We start from the raw sequence: 398 nt of genomic DNA on the forward strand, positions 1-398 counted from the left end.
TAGGTCTTGAAGTGCAAAGCCTTGTGGTCGGCGCCGCGCGCCAGCGCCTCCTCGTGAAAGTAATGCGGCTGCTGGCCCCGCTGGTCGATGAAATACTTAGCCAGCTTCATATATCTGTCGTTGCCGGTGACGCGGGCCAGCCTGACCAGCGCCAGCTCGATCTCCTCATGGCCGCAATAGCCCTTGCGCTTGCCGGGCTCTGGACCAAACGTGTCGGCGATGTGGTCGGCGTAGCGGCTCATGATGTCGAGCAGCTTGCGCTTGCCGGTGGCCTGGAAGTAAGCGACCGCGCCCTCGATCAGATGGCCGGCGCAATAGAGTTCGTGGCAGTCGCGCAGATTGGTCCAGCGCAGACCGGGCTGGATGCGCTGATACCAGCTGGAGAGATAGCCGTCCTC

General features: G+C 62.6%; 1 protein-coding gene. It reads right to left on the bottom strand.

Annotation, left to right across the window (positions count from 1 at the left end; translation table 11 throughout):
• Positions 1–398, bottom strand: a 398-nt coding sequence (locus tag ACWGS9_RS35450) for a beta-L-arabinofuranosidase domain-containing protein (RefSeq protein ID WP_454509510.1), incomplete at both ends; no start/stop codon positions are given.

The organism is Mesorhizobium sp. Arg314 (assembly GCF_053714275.1).